Here is a 17,215-nt window from a genome sequence, read left to right on the forward strand (position 1 = left end):
ACAAATAAAGGTCATAAGACCCCATGGTCTTTCTTTGAATGGCCGTTGTTCCATGCGACCACCGCCACGACGCTTCGATAACAGCTATCGGAGCCATCCAAATGATCGACAACGGCCAATTCGAAGTCAGGACTCCCGTCCTTTGGTTCAAGGCAATCGGAACGACCGCGCCAGACGGTCTTGACGATCTCGGCCAACGGACCACCACGGTCTACGAAAGCGCGCTGGCCCGCGCCGGCGATCGCTTTTACCTTGTCGACGGCGCTTTGGTTCACGAAGGGCGCGACGGCCAGCTGTCCGCCGGAGCGCTCACGCTACGCGGCAGCTCTGCTGACAACACCCGCGAGGCTTTCGTCCTGACGCGCGCGAACGATCTGGTTCTCAAGAGCATCCTCAACACGCCCGCGCGCGTTCCCGCCGTGCCGGCCGACCGCTTCAACGGCAGCCACCCCGGTATCGTCAGACAGGCGCTATCGCCTGCGTTTGTCGAGATGATGGATGCGACGGAAGACTTCCGTCATAACTGCGACGAGGACGGCGGCTGGGCGGTCACTTGTTCCGACTACGGGTTCGAGCGCAAGGTGGTCTTCTCGGTCGTCGACATCGAGTCGCAGGTGCCGCTGCTGACGATCAACCGCACGGGTTCCGAGACCACCGTTTACGTGGCGGACAGCGATCTCGCTCCGTCGGCTTCCGAGGCCCTGAGGAATGCGGGTGTCGTGGAATCCGGAAAGGGCGGCAACGCCGTTTCATGGCAGGCCGTACAGGACGCCCTGTCTGGCCTGTTCTTCCCGAAAGCAGCCACCCCCGCTATGGCGATGGCACTGGCCGTCTGAGGCTCAACGCTTGAGTTCGAACACGACCTTGAGGTGGGTCGTGTCGGTGAGCGCGATGCCAAAATCTTCCATCACCCGTCGGCGAAGGAACGGCAAAGTGAACCGATCCTGATAGATCGGAAAGTACTTGTTCGGCACCGAGGCCATGAAATCTTCGTAGTTCACCGGAAGGTAATTTTCCCGATATTCCCGTTCCCAATTCGCTAAGTATCTGTAAGTCATGAGAAAATGGATCAGCGACCAGTTCTCTCCGAGATGGCCCCATCGCTGCTCCCACTGGCTGATAAGACCTGGGTGCTTCGCCTCGAACACCTGCTGGACGCGGGCGACGGCAATCGGGTCGGAAGGGCGCGAGGCCGCCCGGCTGGCCATCATGTCACGCCAGGCGACATAGTCGAACTCGATGGCGTCGTCTTCGGTGCCCCAAATACGGCCGTAGGCTGTCGCCTTTTCTCCGTCGTCCGAATAGCTCTCGATTTCGTGGCCGACCGAAGAACCGAGAACGACGACCTTGTCATTGCCCTTGGGCGCGGTTTTCTTGAATTCCCGGAAGAGGGTCTTCACCTCGTTCCAGTCATCCGTATAGATCACTTCGCTGTTGGGGTCGCGGGCCTTCGCCTCGGCGATCATTTCCGGATTGACGTCGTAGCCGACCAGCTTGCTGCCCGGGAACACCTTTTCGATGAAGCTCAGCAGGATGCCGTTGGCGCATCCGAAGTCCACGAACATGCCGGCGTCGTCGACCTTGTCGAGGAAGAAGATTTTGTCGATGAGCGACTTCGCCATCTCAGCGTTGTACCAGTCGTTGTCCGCGATGTGGTGGCTGGAGAGCTTGTCGAGCATGATGTCTTCCTTTTCTTTCTGGCCTGTTATTAAAGACCTCGGAGCACCGTGTCAACACTTGATGGCGGTGCGATCGGAGTATCGTTAGCGAGCCCTGAAATCCGGGAAATCCCGGCGAAAACTTGCGGTTCCCGCCCCGGGCCGCCCACCATTGCCTCAATGGGCCGGGGAGGTGCGCATGCAGGCAGGCGATACGGAAACTCTGGCCGCGTTCGCGGATGTCCTTCTGCGCTGCGGCGATGTCTACGCTCCCGACGAACAGGCACTGCGGTTGCGGATGGCGGTCGATTCGCGGAAGGCAATCGAGGTCTTCGATTACGCTTCGCACGCCGAGGCGTTCACTAGGGCTTATGGAATGCGGAACGCCCTCAAGTGCGTCGCCTCCATCGGCGCTGCAGGTATCGATGCCTCCCGCTACGGGCGTGTTCTCGACATCGGATGCGGTTCCGGGTCGTTCAGCCTTGCCTTCGCCTTCCTGGCCGACAATCCCCGCCTTGTGCTTTCCGGGTTCGACGGGTCTGACTCTCAACTCGGGATCGCCAAACGTCTCTTGGGGCTAGCCAAGTTGCAGGGCGACATCACTTTTTCGAAGCGCGACCTTCCAGCGTCGTTCCCGGCGCGGGCCGATCTGACGCTCTCGTCGTTCTGGTTTTGCGAAAACAGGCACGCCTACCGCGATCCCGAGCTTTTCGATCTCGTGGCAGGCGACGAAACCCTGATCGTCGACTATCCGGAGGTTGTCGACGACATCGAGGCGCTGCTTCCGGTGTCGAGGTTCTCGGTCCGCAAGAGCCGCCTCGATGTCGTGGTTCCAGCCAGCGTGGTTTCTTCGGTCGGGCAGGAGCGGGCGGGCGCATACAGCATTCTCGTCGAGCGAAGGTAGTCAGGTGGTTGCCCTATGCGGGAACTCGACTGAACATGAATGGAAGACCCTGATGGATGGAACACATGCTCGACACGAAGCTCGCCGATACGCCGTTGCGCTCCGCAATGGGCCTCATGATGCTCGACGCCATCAAGGGCGTTGGCCGTGTGGCCGTCCACAAGGCGCTGAACACGTTCGAGACGTTCGGAGAACTGATCACGGCGGACGACGAGGCGATCAAGGCCTGCTTCAACACCAAGCAGCGTGATGCCATCCGGGACGAGAAGATCGTCGACGCGGCCTACAAACATGCTTTCAAGGAAACGTCGAGGGCGGCCCAGATCGGGGCCTATATCGTCTCCCTCTACGATGCTGACTACCCGGAGCGCCTCAAGGCGCTCGAGGAACCTCCGTTCCTCCTCTACACATCTGGCGATCTTTCTCTGCTCGACAACGCCGTCGCGTTCGTCGGCACTCGCGAGCCGACACAGTTCGGCGAGAAGGTCGCGTGGGGCATGGCGTCGGCATTCGCGGAAGACGGCTGGTGCGTGGTTTCCGGGCTGGCCCGCGGTGTCGACGCCCTTTGCCATCGCGCCACCCTCGAGGTCGGCGGAACGACCTGTGCGGTCCTTCCGTCCGGCCTTGACGTCTACACGTCCGGTGCGGCGATGGACCTCGCCAGGCGCATCTGCGAAAACGGCGGCCTGATCGTCTCCGAACTCGGCTTCGGTCAGGAGGCGAACAAGGGCAGCTACATCGACCGCGACCGCCTCATCACCGGTCTATCCTTGGCGACCGTCTTCATCCAGGGCGAAACGCATTCCGGCAGCATGCACTCGGTGCGCTACGCCACAGCCCAGGGCAAGCCCGTCTTTGTCCCCAATATCCCCGAGAAGTTCCTGTCGGAAGACATCAACCACACGGCCCGCGACCTGTCGCGCATGACGATCGGCCAGATCGCGTCGCGGTTCGAATGGACGGGAAGCGTGATGGAGGCCGTGCAACGCGATCCGAACCGGCTTGCCGCCGATGCCATCATGAACCGAGACGACTATCCGCGCGTCTTCGAGGAAATCAGGGCGCTATTGCCGCAGAGACAGATGAGGCAGCAGCAGGCGTTCGATATCGCGGCAACATTTTAAGCAACAATAGAGAGAGCCATGGCATCCTTCAGCACCTACGAAGAATACTTCGATTACTATGTCCCGAAGATCGACGACTATCCGCAGCGCGACGACTTCATGAAGGTCCTCGAATGGGTTGCCGACAAGCCGGGCGAAGTCCTGCTTCTCAGCGAACTCGGCCGGGTCATCGATCCTGACGCCGACCCGAAGGAGATGATATCGCGCGTCCTGTCTGTCTCGGTCATCCTGACCGGTTGGTCGCACCAAATCGCCGACCCGTTCTTCAAGGTGAAGTCGGCGGACGGCCAGTTGTACGAGGTCGGCCTCCAGGAACAGGACGTCTACGACGGCAAAAAGCCGTTCGCCCTGGAAGCCACGGGCGAGACGATCGAAAAATTCGGCGAGCACGCCTACATGCACATCCGTTTCAAGGATTTCGAGCCGAAGTTGTCCGCGACAGTTGCCGTTGGCGGCGGACCGAAGCTCTAAAGCAAGCAGGCTAAATCGCGGAGGTAATCAGGGCGCTCACCCAGTCGAGCGCCCTTTTGTCGTCGCCGATGTCGATGACAAATTCCTGGCCGCGGCCGACTGTTTTGAGGTTCACGCCCGTTTCGGTCGTCGTCCATCTGTTGTGGTCAACGTGATATGACAACGACCGCCCGCTATCGGGTGCGAACCAGTCCGGCAATGACCAAACGGATTTCTTCGGTTGACGTTGCGCCGTTAGCGTTGTCGCTTCGGTGAGCCTGGACATCCGACCACCACCAGCCACTGCCGATGCGATGCATCCCGGCAAAGCCAATGTCTCGGACGCGATATAGATCGTGTTGTTCGGTTCGGCACCTCGGCTCACATGGGGATGATCGCAGAGCCACGGATAGTGCAGCCAGTCGGTCGCGCGACCGGACGACAGGTCGAGTACCTCGCCGATCTGCATCCAACCATGAAAAGCGTGGATATCGCGGCCACCGGGTGTCGGCCGCCAGATGCCGTCGACGTTTCTCGAAACGTCGCGAAACCAGCCGAAGAACAGGAAGATGTCGCCTGTCCCGACGCCTTGGTTCTCGAGATGACGTTGCGCTGCCCCTGTCTGGCCAAAAGCCGGCCGCCAGCCGTCGCGCCTGTCGATGCGTTCCTTGTGAAGGTCTGGATCGACATGGGCGGGCGAGCGGCCCGTATATCGTCCTTTTGTGAGATGAGATACCACCTCGCCGATATCGTGAAGGCCGTGGCGCATGTCACCGTAGCGCTGGCGCGTCCTCCCATCTGGGATAGGGATCGAGAACAGGCTGCCGTCCTCGAAAATCGGGGATGGCGCGCCGCCGCTCCCCTGATCGAAACCCTTCCTGCTCAGAACCAGCTTCATGGCTTTATCCGTGCGTCATGGTCGACATGATCCTCGACACGTCCGAAACGCCAAAACGGTCCTTCAACAGTTGTCCCTCTGTGACCGCATAGCGCCATGCGGGCGTCACCGCATTTTCCATGCTCAGGCATCCCGCGACAAAACCCTTGCCGAGGAACGTCAGGCTGAACGTCTCGTTGTTCCCGATCCAACGGAGGACGATCGAATGGTCGTCCTCGTCGATTTCGGCTTCCGGCAGTCCGAACGGCATCACGATATTGGAGATGGCAGCCCGCACATCGTCCTTGATCGCGTCCGTAACGCGGTCGTCGCCGTCGAGTACATCGAGGATCGCTTTTTCGCTCGCTTCCCAGCTGTGAAGATGGGCTTTCAGGATCGCGAGGCAGTAGGCGAGGGGCTTTGTCGGAGCGTCACCCTGGACCGTTTCCACACCGTTCGAATACTCGACCGTGTGGCCGAACACCTTCATGTTTCCCGGATGTCCGCGGGCGTTGTCGCCCGCATGTTCGATATACCATCCGGGTGCCAGAACCGCCAACGCCAGCGCGCCGTCGAGCGAACTCGTGCTGTCGCGAAAAGTCCTCTTTTTCGCGGCCATGATCTCCATTTCGACGGCCACGGACGGACCTTCGAGTTCCTCGATCCGATCGATGATGTCTTTGATAATTGCTTTCATCGGGGTCTCCGTTTCCAGGCCGGATTTACCGAAAAACTCCCGTTTGCGCAAGAGGAATTCAAGACTTCATGTGTCGGTGAGCTTACGATCACCCTCCACCATGCTGGCTCATGGCCTCGGCTGTACCTTCGACCCACTCTCGATACCGCGCCGCGGGAAGCGGTTGTCGGCCTGGTCGAACATCGAACACGCCCTGTCTCCGGCGTCGAAACTGAACGCCACGCAGCTGTCGTTCTGCCAGCAGATGTTCTCGCACTGCTGCCTGTTGTTCGCCACCCTCGGCGGTCCGATCTTCCTGCCGCTCATCACATAGGAGTGGTAGTATTCCATCACGATCTCGGAGGCACGGAAGGAAGGCTGTCCCAGCTCCGTGGAAACGCCCGTGGTCGCCCGAGGATCGAGACGAAGATCGCCCGCACCCGCCTTGAGGAAGCACTTCTTATTCCACGCGTTGAAGGTGAAGACCGTGCATTGGCCGTTGTCCGCGCAGGCCTGCTGGCATTGATCGAGGCTGTCCGACGGAAACACGTCGAGGTCGTTGCCGAAGACGTCGTGGTTTGTGAACAGCGCGAACTCGCGTTGCGGCTTCGGCTCTTCGACGGGCGGCTGCTGTTGCTGCGGCGACGGCGTCCTGAAGCCGTTGATCGGATACCTGGTTTCCGCGGTTGCCTCCGCGTTGTCGCGGCCCGAGTTGACGGCGGCGAAGAGGCGGCATTGGTTAGTGGACGGCGTGTGGTCGAAACCGACGCATCCGGACCGGTCGCTGCAAATCTTGCGGCAGTCGTCCAGTGACTTGTTCAACTCGGCAGACTGAAGGCCATTCAACATGGCAAACGGATAGCTCATGAGCGGTCCTGAGCTTTGTGCTGTCTGCGCCATGGCAGTCGTGCCCTCCACGACAAAGATCGACAGGATCGAGAACGCCAGCAGGAGCGCCTTCGCTCCGTATGTTCCATACCGTATCCCGCGTTTCCCAGATTGGCTCATTCTCTATTCTCCGTTTAATTCGGATCGAAACGCAGGTTCGCATTGCTTCCGGTGCTGTCCCAACGCTGGATCGTGCAGTCGTCTCCACGCTTCGGGGACGCTCCTCTGAGGTAGAATGAAGTCGCCGACTGGGTATCGAAAAGGCCGCTGACGTCGTACTGGATAATCCCGCACTTTCCGGTCAACCTCGCCTTTCCGGTCAAGCTGCTGCCGTCAAGCTGTCCTTCGAACAGCGTGGTGCCGTGCCGGATGCCGACTTTGGAAAGCTCCGGCTTCGGCGTGTCGTAGGTGATTGTGACCCGCGATCTACCGTCGGCCGAAGGATTCACCCGAAGCGACATGACGCTGCCGTTGTGGGTCCAGGTCGATTGAGTTGGCCCTGCCGGGACAGGGGGCGCTTCCACGGCCGCGTTCGACGGCGCTCGGTATCCCGGAACTCGTTGGCGGGTCTCCGCGGCCGAACCCATTTCGCTTTCGCCCGAAGAAATCTGGCCGAACAGCCTGCATGTCCTGCTCTCGGCACGAATGTCAAACCCGGCGCATCCGGACCGCTGCTCGCAGATGTGCCTGCACTTGTCGGCATCGGCCTTCGTAAGTTCCGCCGTGACGAACCCCTTCAACGTGGTGTCGGGATACTCGTTGAACCGCCCCCCGCTGTCTTGTGCGGCCGCCGATCCCGCCATCACGATGATCGCCATGAATCCAAACGATGGCATCAGCGTCCCCGCGCGTCTCGCCCGATGTTCACTCCGCCATTTCAGATCGTGATTCATCTCGACACCGGTTTGGATTCGATCTTGGACTTCAACCGCACGACCCTGCCGTACGATTCTTGAATGCGTGTCATCAACGCCGGATTTTCTCTGGCTCGCTTGACTAGAAGGTCGCTGATCCGGTCCGGTATCGTCGGATCGGGATGCTTGTCATTGGCGAATACGAGGATGTCGTTGCCTGCCATGACGGCGCGTACGACGGTATCGTCGAAGCTCATCGTGCTTGCTATCGCCTGCATCTGGAGATCGTCGCTGATGACGACGCCCTTGAAGCGGAGCTTCTTGCGCAGGAGGCCGACGAGCGTGGCAGGAGACATCGACGCCGGCGTGGTTTCGGCCCCCGGGATATTGCGGTTGATCACGTGCGCGGACATGACCATGTCGGCATCGCCGCTGTCGATCAGCTCTTCGTAAGGGACCAGCTCGTTTTCATGCCATGTCTGGGAGACGTCGACCGCTTCTTTATGGGTGTCTCCGTTGCTGGAGCCATGGCCGGGAAAATGTTTGAGGGCGGTCAGGACACCCGCCTGACGATGGCCTTCGACGAACGCCCTGCCATAGTCCGTCGCCTTCTCGCCGTCAGCCGAAAAGCTACGCCCAAGTCGGCCGATGATCGGGTTGTCAGGGTTGACGTTCAGATCGACGACCGGGCCGAGATTGAGGTTGAACCCCAATCCGGCGAGCTGCTCGGCCATCCGCTCGTAGGCCGCCTCCGCCTCCGACGGGTTCATCGACTGGGCGACCGATGCCGCGCTCGGAATTTCGTGGAATCCCACCGCCTTTGTCAGGCGCTCGATCCGCCCGCCTTCCTGGTCGACCGCGATGAGAAGGGGAAGCCCGTCTGCCGACGCCTGGAGCTCTCGGTTCATCGACTTCACGCCGTCGAGCGTGCGGATGTTCCTTCCGAGATACAGGACACCCGTCAGTCGGCCTTTCGCCGCCTGTTCCAGGACGGTCTGGAAACCGGCGTCTCTCTCTTTGTTGCCGACGTATCCGACCATGACCATCTGGCCGATCATCCGTCTGAGCAGTTGGTCTCCGATTTTCGCGTTCTGCGGGCGCGGGTTCTCTTCCAGCGCCCGCGCGCCGCCGATGGACAGAGGCAGGAGCAGGACGGCCATCGATAGCGCTTTGAATGCTCGCTTCATGGGCCTAGTCCCTGCTCGTCACGGGGCGGATGAAATCAGGTGTGATGCTGAGGGTGGTCTTGCGGGCGGAAACAACACCTCTGTCGTTCCTCTGCGGATAGAGGCCTTGGCCCATTTTCAGGTAGCAGTGGTCCTGCCTGGTGAAGTAGACCCAGGTGAACCCCGAGCAGCTCCGGTTCGCTTCGCAGCTCTGCATGCATTGCGGATATGTGCGCGCGCCGCTTTCCCCGAGGTCGTTGCCCGGTAGATCGCTCTTGAGGAAAAGTTCCCATTCGGCGTTGAGGTCCATCCTCGCTTCGGACGGCTTGGCGCGGAAGTAGAGACCCGACAGGACGCCGTTTGCCGATTGCACGAACTGATACCCGCTTTTCAGGAAGCAGCGGTTCTGCTCGCGGTTGAACGTGAAGGCCCTGCATGACCTGTCCTGGTCGCAACGCGCCTCGCACTGGCTCGGATCGAACATTTCGATGCCCTTGGCAACGATGTCGCCGCCGAAGAGGTCGACGTTCGAGTAGCGGGCGTAGTGCCACTGCTCCTGTTCCGGAGGCGGGGCGATGTTGACCGGATCGCTGTAGTTCGGAATTCGGTTCCGGGTACCGGAGAAGAACGAGGGATCGGACTGAGCGCCCTGCACGGCGGCGTACAGCCTGCACATGTTCCTGACGGAAGAGAAGTCGAAGCCGGCGCAACCGGAACGCTCCTCGCAAATCTTGCGGCAGTCTGATTGTCCCTTGGGAATTTCCGCGCTTACGAACCCTTTAAGCGAGGTTTGCGGGTACTCGAGGATGGTCGGTTGCTGCACGCTCTGCCCCATCGCCGGCACGCTTGCGCATGCGGCCCACACAGCGGCGACCGCCAAACCAACCAGTCTCATCTTCGTACTCACGCTACGCACACCCATCATCAGCCCCGTCGTCCAACCCGCTTACGGGTTGATGGACCCCTCGCAATACGTGCTCCCGAGGAAGCTTCCGAAGGAGCTGGAATAGGTCGAACCGGAATCGTTGGCTTCGCGGCAAAGAGAGGTCAGGAGGCTGTCGGCTTGGGCATTCCCCTGCATCGCCAGCTCGAAATACGAACGGGCCGCCTTGTTTGCGTCAACGCCTGCGACCTTGTCCGCCGCATAAGTCCTCGGGTCGTACCACTTCGCGATTTCGATGATCGCGTCCTGGTTCTTGCGTTCGGCGGCGAGGTTGATCGCCTGCGAACCGATCGTGCGGTTTCCGTGTTCGAACGCCTCCCGACCAAGCGCCAGTAGTTGATCGCCCCGTTCGTCCGATTGCTTCAGCTTTTCGAAGCGGGTTGCGAACGGCGGGTTCGATGGCTCCTTGTATCCGGAAATCAGGGCTCGCGTCTCCGCGACCGAGCCGATGGATTCCTTCGCCGATCCTACGCTCATGAACATACGGCACTTGTTCCCTTTCTCGGCGTAGTCGAAGCCGGCGCATCCGGAACGGGAAGTGCAAATCTTGCGGCATTCATCGAGGCTCTTGGGGAGTTGCGCGCTGTCCACCCCGTTGATGACCGTGTCGGGATACTTGAAGAACTCGCTCTCCTGAGCCTCGACGGCAGTGACGGCCGAAGCCGATAAAACCATTGCCGCCACCATCATTTTCCAGAACCGCTGCATTTTCAGCCCCTCGATTATTTGTTCCGCCACGCGTGTCATGGGTTTTCTCTCAAATCCGTGATCATTGATTTTCTGCTGATACGGCTCGCACCCGGAAAGTTCTGGGCTGCCGGCGCAGACTGTCGACACAGGGTATCATTCATGGGTCGAGACTTCCCTGGCAGTAGGTCGTTTCAAAGAAGCCTTGGTAGTCGGAACCGCCGCCCCGGCCGGCTTGGCAGATCGCCGCCAGACGCGTGCGCGCTTCCTGATTTCCGCCCATCCCGAGTTCGAAATAGGTTCTGGCAGCCTTGTTGGCGTCCTTCGCCGGAACACGCTGCGGATCGAACGAACTCGGATCGTACCAGCGGGCCAGACGGAGCTTGGCCTCGTCGTTGCCCAGCTCGATCGCAGCATCGAGGGCCTGCTGCGCGACCGCGCGGTCTCCCGCCTGGAAAGCCTCGTCGTTGAGCGCCAGAAGGTCGTTCCCGGTCCGGTCTTCGCGCTTCAGACGGGCCAGCTTGTCGGCCATCGATTCCGGAGGCGGGGTCGGAACGGCGGCTTCCTCCGGCGCATCCGGGTGCGTCTTGTTCCAATGATATGCGTACAGTCCGCCGAACATTCCCCCGACGATCAGCACCAGCAAAAGGAGATAGACCCACATCCTGCTTTTCGCCTTCACCGGTGGGGGAGGCGGCAGAACTGGTGGTCTCGGTGGTTGTGGTGGTGGCGGGGGTGGCGGCTCAGGAGGTTGAGGCGTAGGCGGAGTAGGTGGCGTAGGTGGCGTGGGCGGCTCCTCAACGACCCCACCCGCGATCGATCCGCCACCCCATCCCGTCGGGCTTACGGCGATCGACGGCCAGTAGACGTCCCCGTAAACGTCGGCCCCTGCGATTGAGAGTTTGATGGGCGTGCTGAACCCGATCTTGTCGCAGATCGCAGGCCCAACGCGAATGACGGTCTTGTCCGGCGCGTGCGATACCAGTTCAACGTCGACCGCCGTCGAACCCGCTTGCCAACCCGCCTTTCCGAGATAGGGCTTGTCGGTCGCGACCTTGCTGAACACCTCGAGCCGGATTGGACCATCGGGGAGCGCGGTGCGGAACGTGACGAAGGCATAGCCGCCGTAGGTGCTGTCATCCTCCGCCACATCGACTGAAACCCTTCTCATCACGAGGCTCCCATTGCTGCGCCTGGGTTTTCCAGTCCGGTCATGATCGTCCTAAGGCGCTCGTTCTGCTCCACGTTGACCGTGAAGCCCTCGCCCGACATGACGTTGTCGATGACCATCTGGTGGAAGGCGTACATCCACTCCGAAAGCGACAGGTAGGCGAAGTTGCTGCGCTCCTGCTTGAGACCGTCGCAGTTTGCATTGTTCGGACGTTTCGCGAACACCGTGATCATCCCGTCCTCGGTCCCGTCAGGTGCCTTCGGCCGTTGGTCCTCTGGCACGGCGTCAAAGCCGAGCGTGCTGGCGAAACGGTTGATGTGGCTGGTCGCGAAGAACCCTGCCTTCTCGAGCAGGATGTCGGTGCGTTCGATGGCGTTTCCTGCGAGCTTTTCGAGGTCGATGGCAATGCTTTTTTCGAGATCGCAACGCCGTGCGCCGGCAATCAGCTCGGAGACGAGTTCACCCGCGGTTTCCACGTCGAGGGCCATGGTGTTCAGCGCTTCGTCGTTGCGCAGCAAGGCCAAAAGGTTTTCCGTCCAGTGGCCGACCGCGGCCTTCGCGAGATAGGTCTCCCTCGCCATGGACTTGGACGATACGGACGGCGAGGAAACGCTGGCCGCCATCGCAGGCTCTGCCTTCGCTCCTGGAAGCTTTGGCTTGCCTGGCAGGGTCGGCTTACCCGGTAACGCCGGCTTGCCGTTTTTCCCCGCCACCGACTCGGCATCCGCGGCCGCGCGTGACCGCCGCCCATAGCTGATATGGAGGTGTTCCGAAATGCCGTTCTGGGAAATCTGCAAAAGCTTGATCGCGCTGCCGAAGCGGCCCTGGTCCCATGACTGCGAAAGCCCCGAGAGGATTTTCCCGGAAACTTCCTCGCGTTCCTCGAGGCGTTTGCTGATGTCGCTCTCGACGAAATACGGCGACACCACGCGCCGTATTTCCTGGGCGACGGAGGAAACACGCTCCCTGATCTGGTTGAACTTCATGTCCGGCTTGCAAGCGACAGCGAGGTTTTCGGCGAGATAGGTGACGCCACCGTCGTTTAGCCGAAGAGCCTCGTCGAACGCCTTTTCCGGATCGCGGAAGTGCTGTTGCACCTCGTCCACGGTAAGGTAGGCCGCACGCAACATCGCGACCTTGTCCACCTTGTCGGGGAGGATCGCCACTTCTTCGTTACCGTCGTACTTGATCAGGAACTCGGATTTGAAGTTCGGGTTGCGCAGCCAGTAGGTGTTGTCGAACGATTTTCCAGGCGTCCATTCGAACGGCCATCTGTGCGCCTTCCCGAAAAAGCCAGTAAGCGACGCACCCATGCGGGCCTTGAACCTGTCGGCCGGATCGTTGCCCTCGTCGCCCGCCTTTTCGGTGAAATGCTGGTCCATCATGGTGAGGATCAGGAAGAGGGCCGTGGTCGCCCGCAAGCGGTCCTGCGGCGTCGCTCCGTGCGTCACCTGAATCCAGCGGTCGATCATGTCCGGAAGCTCGACGACTTCCTGGTTGGACGGCTTGATGCAGAGCAGGATGCTGGAGATTTCCTGTTCCGCGACATAGCGGTCGAACAGGAAGGCGACCTTGCCGCGGCGGAAGAGACCCTGAAGGCCTTCCTGGCTGTCCTCGAAAAACGTCTCGAAGTCGACCTTCTGGCGGCTTCTAGCGCCCGGGAAGTCGAGGAGGTCTGTATGGTCGAAGAAAGGCCAAGGCTTCTCCGTGATCGATATGCGCAGCTCGGCGGCGAGCGCCGTGATCACCGCGCGAGGAAGGGTGACGTTTTGACCGCTCATCGAGCGGATTGCCAGACCGTCACCGTCGGATTGTCCGAGCCCCTGCAGGGTCGCAACGTCGATGATGCTCTTCTCCCTCGGGATCAGGGCATCGATGGGGCAATACGCCACCTTCGGATAACCGATCTTTTCGAGTGCCGAAACGAGTTCGACGTAGAGGCTGGTGAACTGCTCGACGCCGCCCCAGAGAATGGAGAAGAGCGCGGCCTGATCGCGCACGGACAGCATCGGAGCAAGTTCCGATGCCTCTTCCCAGTAAGCCGACAGGGTTTCGATATAGGAAAGGCCGGAGAACTGCTTTTCGAAGTAGTCCTGGATGTCCCACATGTCCTCTTCGGTCACGCCGGGGTTCTTCGGGCCGATACGCTTCCTAGCCGCGTCGAGAACCGCGAGAACCGTCTCGGACTTCAGCGGCGGCCGCTTCTTCTGGTCTCCGTCGAAGAAGAAGCTGTTGCCGAGGACCTTGGCGACATCCGCCGCGCTCAGCATCCGCAGGACGACGGGCGATCCGGCTGGGCTCGGCTCTTGGTTGATCGAGAACCTCGTAACGAGACCGGTGGATTCGCGGTCGCCGCCCGGATTGATCTCGCGGATGAAATCGACATCCCTTCCGAGATCGCCGAACCGCGCCATCAGCGGCGTGTCCTTGCTCCTCGCCAGCACCGAGACGAGATATGACTTGCCTGCCTGGCTCGGGCCGAACACGCCGACGCACATCGGACGGTCGACGGCCTCGAGGTTCTTCCGGCTGGCGATGATCGACTTCCGCAGATGCTGCTCCGCGAACTTGCGGGATGTGCCTACACGCTCGGCGTTGGCGGGATCGGTGATCCACGCGAGGCTCTGTTGTCCCAGCTCGAGCGCGTTGCCGCACATTTTTTTCAAATCGGTCTGCATCGACTACACCTATTGAATTGAGAGAATTCCGGAATCGAGCCAGTAGTCGCCGGTCTCGTTCGCCAGCGTGTCCAGTTTCAATTCCATCAGCCGTTTGACCGGCGCACCCGAGGCGTCCTCCGCGTCCTCGATCACGAACTCCTCGCGGGTCAGTTCGCTCGACAGGAGGGCCGTTTCGTCTGTCTCGTCCTCGTCGGCGTCCCTCGTATTCCTCGCTATCGTCACCTTGATCGGCTTCTGGATGTTGCGCGCCGACCGCGACTGGCTAAGCGTCAACTTGTACAGAGGCGTCGCCACCCAGCGTTCCAACGGGAGCTGCCTGAAACCGATCCTGATCGGCCCGTGGAAATCGAACGCCGTCTCGTCGGTCTTGTCCTGTTCGTCGAGGTTGACGTCGCTGAACAGGAGCTTCTCGTCGGACAGCGCGGTGCCGTTCTGGAGGATGCCGATGTAACGGGCCGTGGAGCGCATCCGCAGATATTGCGAGTAGAGCGTGAAGTTGGTGATCTGGCTGTCCGACAGGGCGCACAACATCGCTCCGACCACGGCGGTGGTCTTGGGATCGTCGATGTGGGTGTTGCTGACGCCTCGGAACGGATACCAGGTTCCGACGCGGTAGTCCCTGATCGGGATGATCGCGTCCGGCCTGACGGCCAGCTTGTTCGTGAAGAGGCTGATCATCTGCGGCAGACGCATGGGCCGTCCCGTCAACAGCACGACATCGGCGTCGAGATGGTTCACGGCTTCGGCGATGTTGTCGAACACGCTGTCGAAGGTCGCCAGCACGCAGTCGTCGACCACTGCGGGATCGATATGGATGTCGAAGTCCGCGATCTTGAACGGCTCCGACCCGAGACTGACCGCCTTGTCCTTGAGGTAGCCGAGAATCCGCTCTTCGACCTGGATTTCGGCCCCTTCCGCCGCGTCTCGGCGATCGAAGAACTCCGACACCTTCATGATCGTCGTCTGGCGGGAGTTGAGCTGCATCTCTTCGCATTCACCGAGAATTCCGATGGCGATCGGTTGCAGGACCTGAAGAACGAACTGCCGCCGCAGGTGCTTCTCCTGCTCGGACATGGTCGGGTTGTCGCCCGCGAAACGGTCCTTCAGGAAGTTTCGGGCGGACGGCAGGCCAGCCTCCAAGAGACCTTCCTCCAGACGAGGAATGACGAGCCGTTCGATGACCGTCTTGAGCAGGTCGTCGCCGGCGATGCGGAAGCCTTCGCGGAAGTTCTGGTCCGGATAGATCGCGATGTTGTCGGTCTGGTAGTAGGTGGTTACCATCAGGTCGGTCGTACCGCCGCCGACATCGACGCTCGCGATACGCAGGCTGTGTTCGGGTTGTCCCTTGTTCGCCTTGGCCGCAGGCAGCGTGGTCGGACGCGTGCGGTCCTTGCCGAGCATTTCGAACAGGGTCTTGATCGATCCGCCGAGCTTGTGGACCGCCTCGCCGTAGAGATAGACGAGGTGGACAGAGCTTGCCTCGTCCCAGGAGCAATGGACCTCCGGGCGCTGGGCGTTGATGGTCCGTTGGTCTTCTCCCCAACCGGCGAGGGACCAGACCAGCTTGACCGCCGCCTCCGCCCTCGACTTCAGAATCCTCTGCTCCTGAACGGGGGTGGCCGAGGGGATGGTCATGATGATCCTGCGCAGACGGCGCGGCGTGTCCTTAAGCTTCCGCTCTCCCCGGACGCCCGGATTGTTCATCATCGACATCGCCTGCGCGATCACCTCCGCGAGCATGAAGGAGAAGAACGACGACTTGGAGAAGGAGAACTTGCTGGCGGTCTGAAGCTCGTTCTCCATGATCTTGAGCTTGAACTTGCGTTTGTCGTTCTCGACCTGCTCAAGCACGTCTCCCCGGTCGTTCACGAACCTGTAGATCGACCGTTCGACCAACGGGACGCTTCCCGCGTGGCCGTGGGCGGTGGTTGTCCTGAACTTCCACGGCTGTACGACCGGATCGGAACTCCAGAGGTATCGCTTGGGGGAGGAAATGCCCGTCGCCGCCTCGTTGCCCTCGGACTCGCCGCGGAACCGCGACGCCTCCGGGCCGATGCGAAGTAAGCTCGGCCAGAAGAAGGCCTGCGAGCGTCCCGAGCGCCTCGCGATATCCTCCGCGCCGAATTCGGGGGAGATCAGTTCGCACTGGCTTTCGAACGGATCGCGGTAGACCAGTTCCGGCCGGGAAAGGTCGCGCAGTTCCATCACCAGCGAGTTGTTCAGGTCGACGTTGGAATCGTCTGGGAACGACTGGATGAGCAGGCCGCAGGAGCGGGAGTTGCCGATATCCAGAACGAGGTCGACGTCGATCGGCTGCGGAGCGTCCTCGCTCGTCGTGTCGATGAGCGTTATCTTTCCGAGCTTGACGACCGTCGCGATCAGCTGGACGAAGGTGATGTAGCGGGCCAGATGTTCGTGGCGATAGGGGATGTCGTCCTCGTGAAGCTCGCGCCCGCGTTTCTCGGCCTTCTTCACCTTGAGGAAGATGTCTCCCAACCAGTCGTCGACCCACTTCTGGAGGTCGACTTCGCCCTGTCCGGGAATCTCCTTGCGCATCGACAGGAACGAAACGATGTCGTCCCGGCGGTTCATCAGGCGGAAGGATTCCGAGCGGCCCGCATCCTCCTGCGACGGCGCTAAATAAGCCCTGTTGGGTTTGCGCGGGATGAGGGAGGTGTCGAAGGCGAGGATGATGCGATGACTCCCGGCCTTGTCACCATATGCCTTGCGGGTCTCGGTGACCCGTGCGCGCACCCAATCAGTCGGCCCTGGAGCATAAATCTCGTTGCCCAAAGCGTCACGGCCGGATTCGATGCGGAAGAACGGCATCGGCACCCAGCGGTTCATGAACGTGTTCAGTGCAAGCTGCTTGTTGATCTCGTAGCTCGAGACATCGTCCGCGTGCTTTGTGTAGACGGTGGTCGTCGGGTCCTCGTCCTTCCAGTCCATGAGGAGGCGCACGGCCGGCTTGCCGTTGGCGTCGAGTTCGTTCGGATAGCGGCGCTCGATAAACGGCCGCGACAGGCGCGGGGACGAGTCGAAATCGAAACCCAGCTCCACGAACTGGATTCCGCTGTCGGGTACGAGCGTCAGGCCTTCGCTGAAGTCGGCAAGGTTTGTCAGCATTGCGTTACTC

General features: G+C 60.9%; 15 protein-coding genes. 4 read left to right on the forward strand and 11 right to left on the reverse strand.

Annotated features, from left to right (window positions below; genetic code table 11):
• The first annotated feature begins 101 nt into the window (after positions 1-101).
• A complete protein-coding gene (locus FHT76_RS08235; protein WP_259185330.1) occupies positions 102-836 on the forward strand; it encodes a hypothetical protein in 735 nt (244 codons plus the stop codon).
• Between the two features lie 3 nt (positions 837-839).
• Here FHT76_RS08235 and FHT76_RS08240 read toward each other — a convergent pair whose 3' ends face one another.
• Positions 840-1,679, reverse strand: coding sequence for a trans-aconitate 2-methyltransferase (locus tag FHT76_RS08240; protein ID WP_259185332.1), 840 nt, complete (start codon positions 1,677-1,679; stop codon positions 840-842).
• A gap of 178 nt (positions 1,680-1,857) precedes the next feature.
• Here FHT76_RS08240 and FHT76_RS08245 point away from each other — a divergent pair, with 178 nt between their 5' ends.
• From FHT76_RS08245 to FHT76_RS08255, 3 genes are all read left to right on the forward strand, one after another.
• On the forward strand, positions 1,858-2,562 hold the full coding sequence (locus tag FHT76_RS08245; protein WP_259185333.1) for a cyclopropane-fatty-acyl-phospholipid synthase family protein: 705 nt from the start codon (positions 1,858-1,860) through the stop codon (positions 2,560-2,562).
• A 65-nt stretch (positions 2,563-2,627) separates the two neighbouring features.
• Positions 2,628-3,686, forward strand: coding sequence for a DNA-protecting protein DprA (locus FHT76_RS08250; RefSeq protein WP_259185334.1), 1,059 nt, complete (start codon positions 2,628-2,630; stop codon positions 3,684-3,686).
• A gap of 18 nt (positions 3,687-3,704) precedes the next feature.
• On the forward strand, positions 3,705-4,157 hold the full coding sequence (locus tag FHT76_RS08255; protein ID WP_259185335.1) for a hypothetical protein: 453 nt from the start codon (positions 3,705-3,707) through the stop codon (positions 4,155-4,157).
• A gap of 10 nt (positions 4,158-4,167) precedes the next feature.
• On the opposite strand, the gene FHT76_RS08260 is transcribed toward FHT76_RS08255, so the two are convergent.
• The 10 genes from FHT76_RS08260 to FHT76_RS08305 all read right to left on the reverse strand — a co-directional run bounded on the left by FHT76_RS08260 (position 4,168) and on the right by FHT76_RS08305 (position 17,205).
• Positions 4,168-5,034, reverse strand: coding sequence for a hypothetical protein (locus FHT76_RS08260; RefSeq protein ID WP_259185336.1), 867 nt, complete (start codon positions 5,032-5,034; stop codon positions 4,168-4,170).
• Between the two features lie 4 nt (positions 5,035-5,038).
• The gene (locus FHT76_RS08265; RefSeq protein ID WP_259185337.1) at positions 5,039-5,710 is read right to left on the reverse strand and encodes a hypothetical protein; all 672 of its coding nucleotides are present in this window, start codon (positions 5,708-5,710) and stop codon (positions 5,039-5,041) included.
• Between the two features lie 108 nt (positions 5,711-5,818).
• Positions 5,819-6,697: a PAN domain-containing protein gene (locus tag FHT76_RS08270; protein ID WP_259185339.1), complete on the reverse strand. Its 879-nt coding sequence runs from the start codon at positions 6,695-6,697 to the stop codon at positions 5,819-5,821.
• A gap of 14 nt (positions 6,698-6,711) precedes the next feature.
• Positions 6,712-7,413, reverse strand: coding sequence for a PAN domain-containing protein (locus FHT76_RS08275; RefSeq protein ID WP_259185341.1), 702 nt, complete (start codon positions 7,411-7,413; stop codon positions 6,712-6,714).
• A 53-nt stretch (positions 7,414-7,466) separates the two neighbouring features.
• Complete coding sequence (locus FHT76_RS08280) at positions 7,467-8,618, reverse strand: glycoside hydrolase family 3 protein (RefSeq protein WP_259185343.1); 1,152 nt, start codon at positions 8,616-8,618, stop codon at positions 7,467-7,469.
• A 4-nt stretch (positions 8,619-8,622) separates the two neighbouring features.
• A complete protein-coding gene (locus FHT76_RS08285; RefSeq protein WP_259185344.1) occupies positions 8,623-9,504 on the reverse strand; it encodes a PAN domain-containing protein in 882 nt (293 codons plus the stop codon).
• A gap of 39 nt (positions 9,505-9,543) precedes the next feature.
• The gene (locus tag FHT76_RS08290) at positions 9,544-10,287 is read right to left on the reverse strand and encodes a PAN domain-containing protein (protein ID WP_259185345.1); all 744 of its coding nucleotides are present in this window, start codon (positions 10,285-10,287) and stop codon (positions 9,544-9,546) included.
• 100 nt (positions 10,288-10,387) lie between these two features.
• Positions 10,388-11,398 (reverse strand): hypothetical protein, encoded by a 1,011-nt coding sequence (locus FHT76_RS08295; protein WP_259185346.1) that lies wholly within the window; start codon positions 11,396-11,398, stop codon positions 10,388-10,390.
• Entirely contained in the window at positions 11,398-14,076 is a 2,679-nt protein-coding gene (locus FHT76_RS08300; protein ID WP_259185347.1) for a putative virulence factor, read from the reverse strand. Before FHT76_RS08300 ends, FHT76_RS08295 begins: the two co-directional genes overlap by 1 nt.
• A 9-nt stretch (positions 14,077-14,085) precedes the next feature.
• The gene (locus tag FHT76_RS08305) at positions 14,086-17,205 is read right to left on the reverse strand and encodes a virulence factor SrfB (protein ID WP_259185348.1); all 3,120 of its coding nucleotides are present in this window, start codon (positions 17,203-17,205) and stop codon (positions 14,086-14,088) included.
• Positions 17,206-17,215: the final 10 nt, after the last annotated feature.

Source organism: Rhizobium sp. BK176 (assembly GCF_024808055.1).

What these genes read in the sequence shown, in the direction of transcription:
- FHT76_RS08235 (WP_259185330.1), top strand. Translation starts at nt 102, where the DNA reads ATGATCGACAACGGCCAATTCGAAGTCAGGACTCCCGTCCTTTGGTTC.
- FHT76_RS08240 (WP_259185332.1), bottom strand. Translation starts at nt 1,679, where the DNA reads ATGCTCGACAAGCTCTCCAGCCACCACATCGCGGACAACGACTGGTAC.
- FHT76_RS08245 (WP_259185333.1), top strand. Translation starts at nt 1,858, where the DNA reads ATGCAGGCAGGCGATACGGAAACTCTGGCCGCGTTCGCGGATGTCCTT.
- FHT76_RS08250 (WP_259185334.1), top strand. Translation starts at nt 2,628, where the DNA reads ATGCTCGACACGAAGCTCGCCGATACGCCGTTGCGCTCCGCAATGGGC.
- FHT76_RS08255 (WP_259185335.1), top strand. Translation starts at nt 3,705, where the DNA reads ATGGCATCCTTCAGCACCTACGAAGAATACTTCGATTACTATGTCCCG.
- FHT76_RS08260 (WP_259185336.1), bottom strand. Translation starts at nt 5,034, where the DNA reads ATGAAGCTGGTTCTGAGCAGGAAGGGTTTCGATCAGGGGAGCGGCGGC.
- FHT76_RS08265 (WP_259185337.1), bottom strand. Translation starts at nt 5,710, where the DNA reads ATGAAAGCAATTATCAAAGACATCATCGATCGGATCGAGGAACTCGAA.
- FHT76_RS08270 (WP_259185339.1), bottom strand. Translation starts at nt 6,697, where the DNA reads ATGAGCCAATCTGGGAAACGCGGGATACGGTATGGAACATACGGAGCG.
- FHT76_RS08275 (WP_259185341.1), bottom strand. Translation starts at nt 7,413, where the DNA reads ATGCCATCGTTTGGATTCATGGCGATCATCGTGATGGCGGGATCGGCG.
- FHT76_RS08280 (WP_259185343.1), bottom strand. Translation starts at nt 8,618, where the DNA reads ATGAAGCGAGCATTCAAAGCGCTATCGATGGCCGTCCTGCTCCTGCCT.
- FHT76_RS08290 (WP_259185345.1), bottom strand. Translation starts at nt 10,287, where the DNA reads ATGACACGCGTGGCGGAACAAATAATCGAGGGGCTGAAAATGCAGCGG.
- FHT76_RS08295 (WP_259185346.1), bottom strand. Translation starts at nt 11,398, where the DNA reads ATGAGAAGGGTTTCAGTCGATGTGGCGGAGGATGACAGCACCTACGGC.
- FHT76_RS08300 (WP_259185347.1), bottom strand. Translation starts at nt 14,076, where the DNA reads ATGCAGACCGATTTGAAAAAAATGTGCGGCAACGCGCTCGAGCTGGGA.
- FHT76_RS08305 (WP_259185348.1), bottom strand. Translation starts at nt 17,205, where the DNA reads ATGCTGACAAACCTTGCCGACTTCAGCGAAGGCCTGACGCTCGTACCC.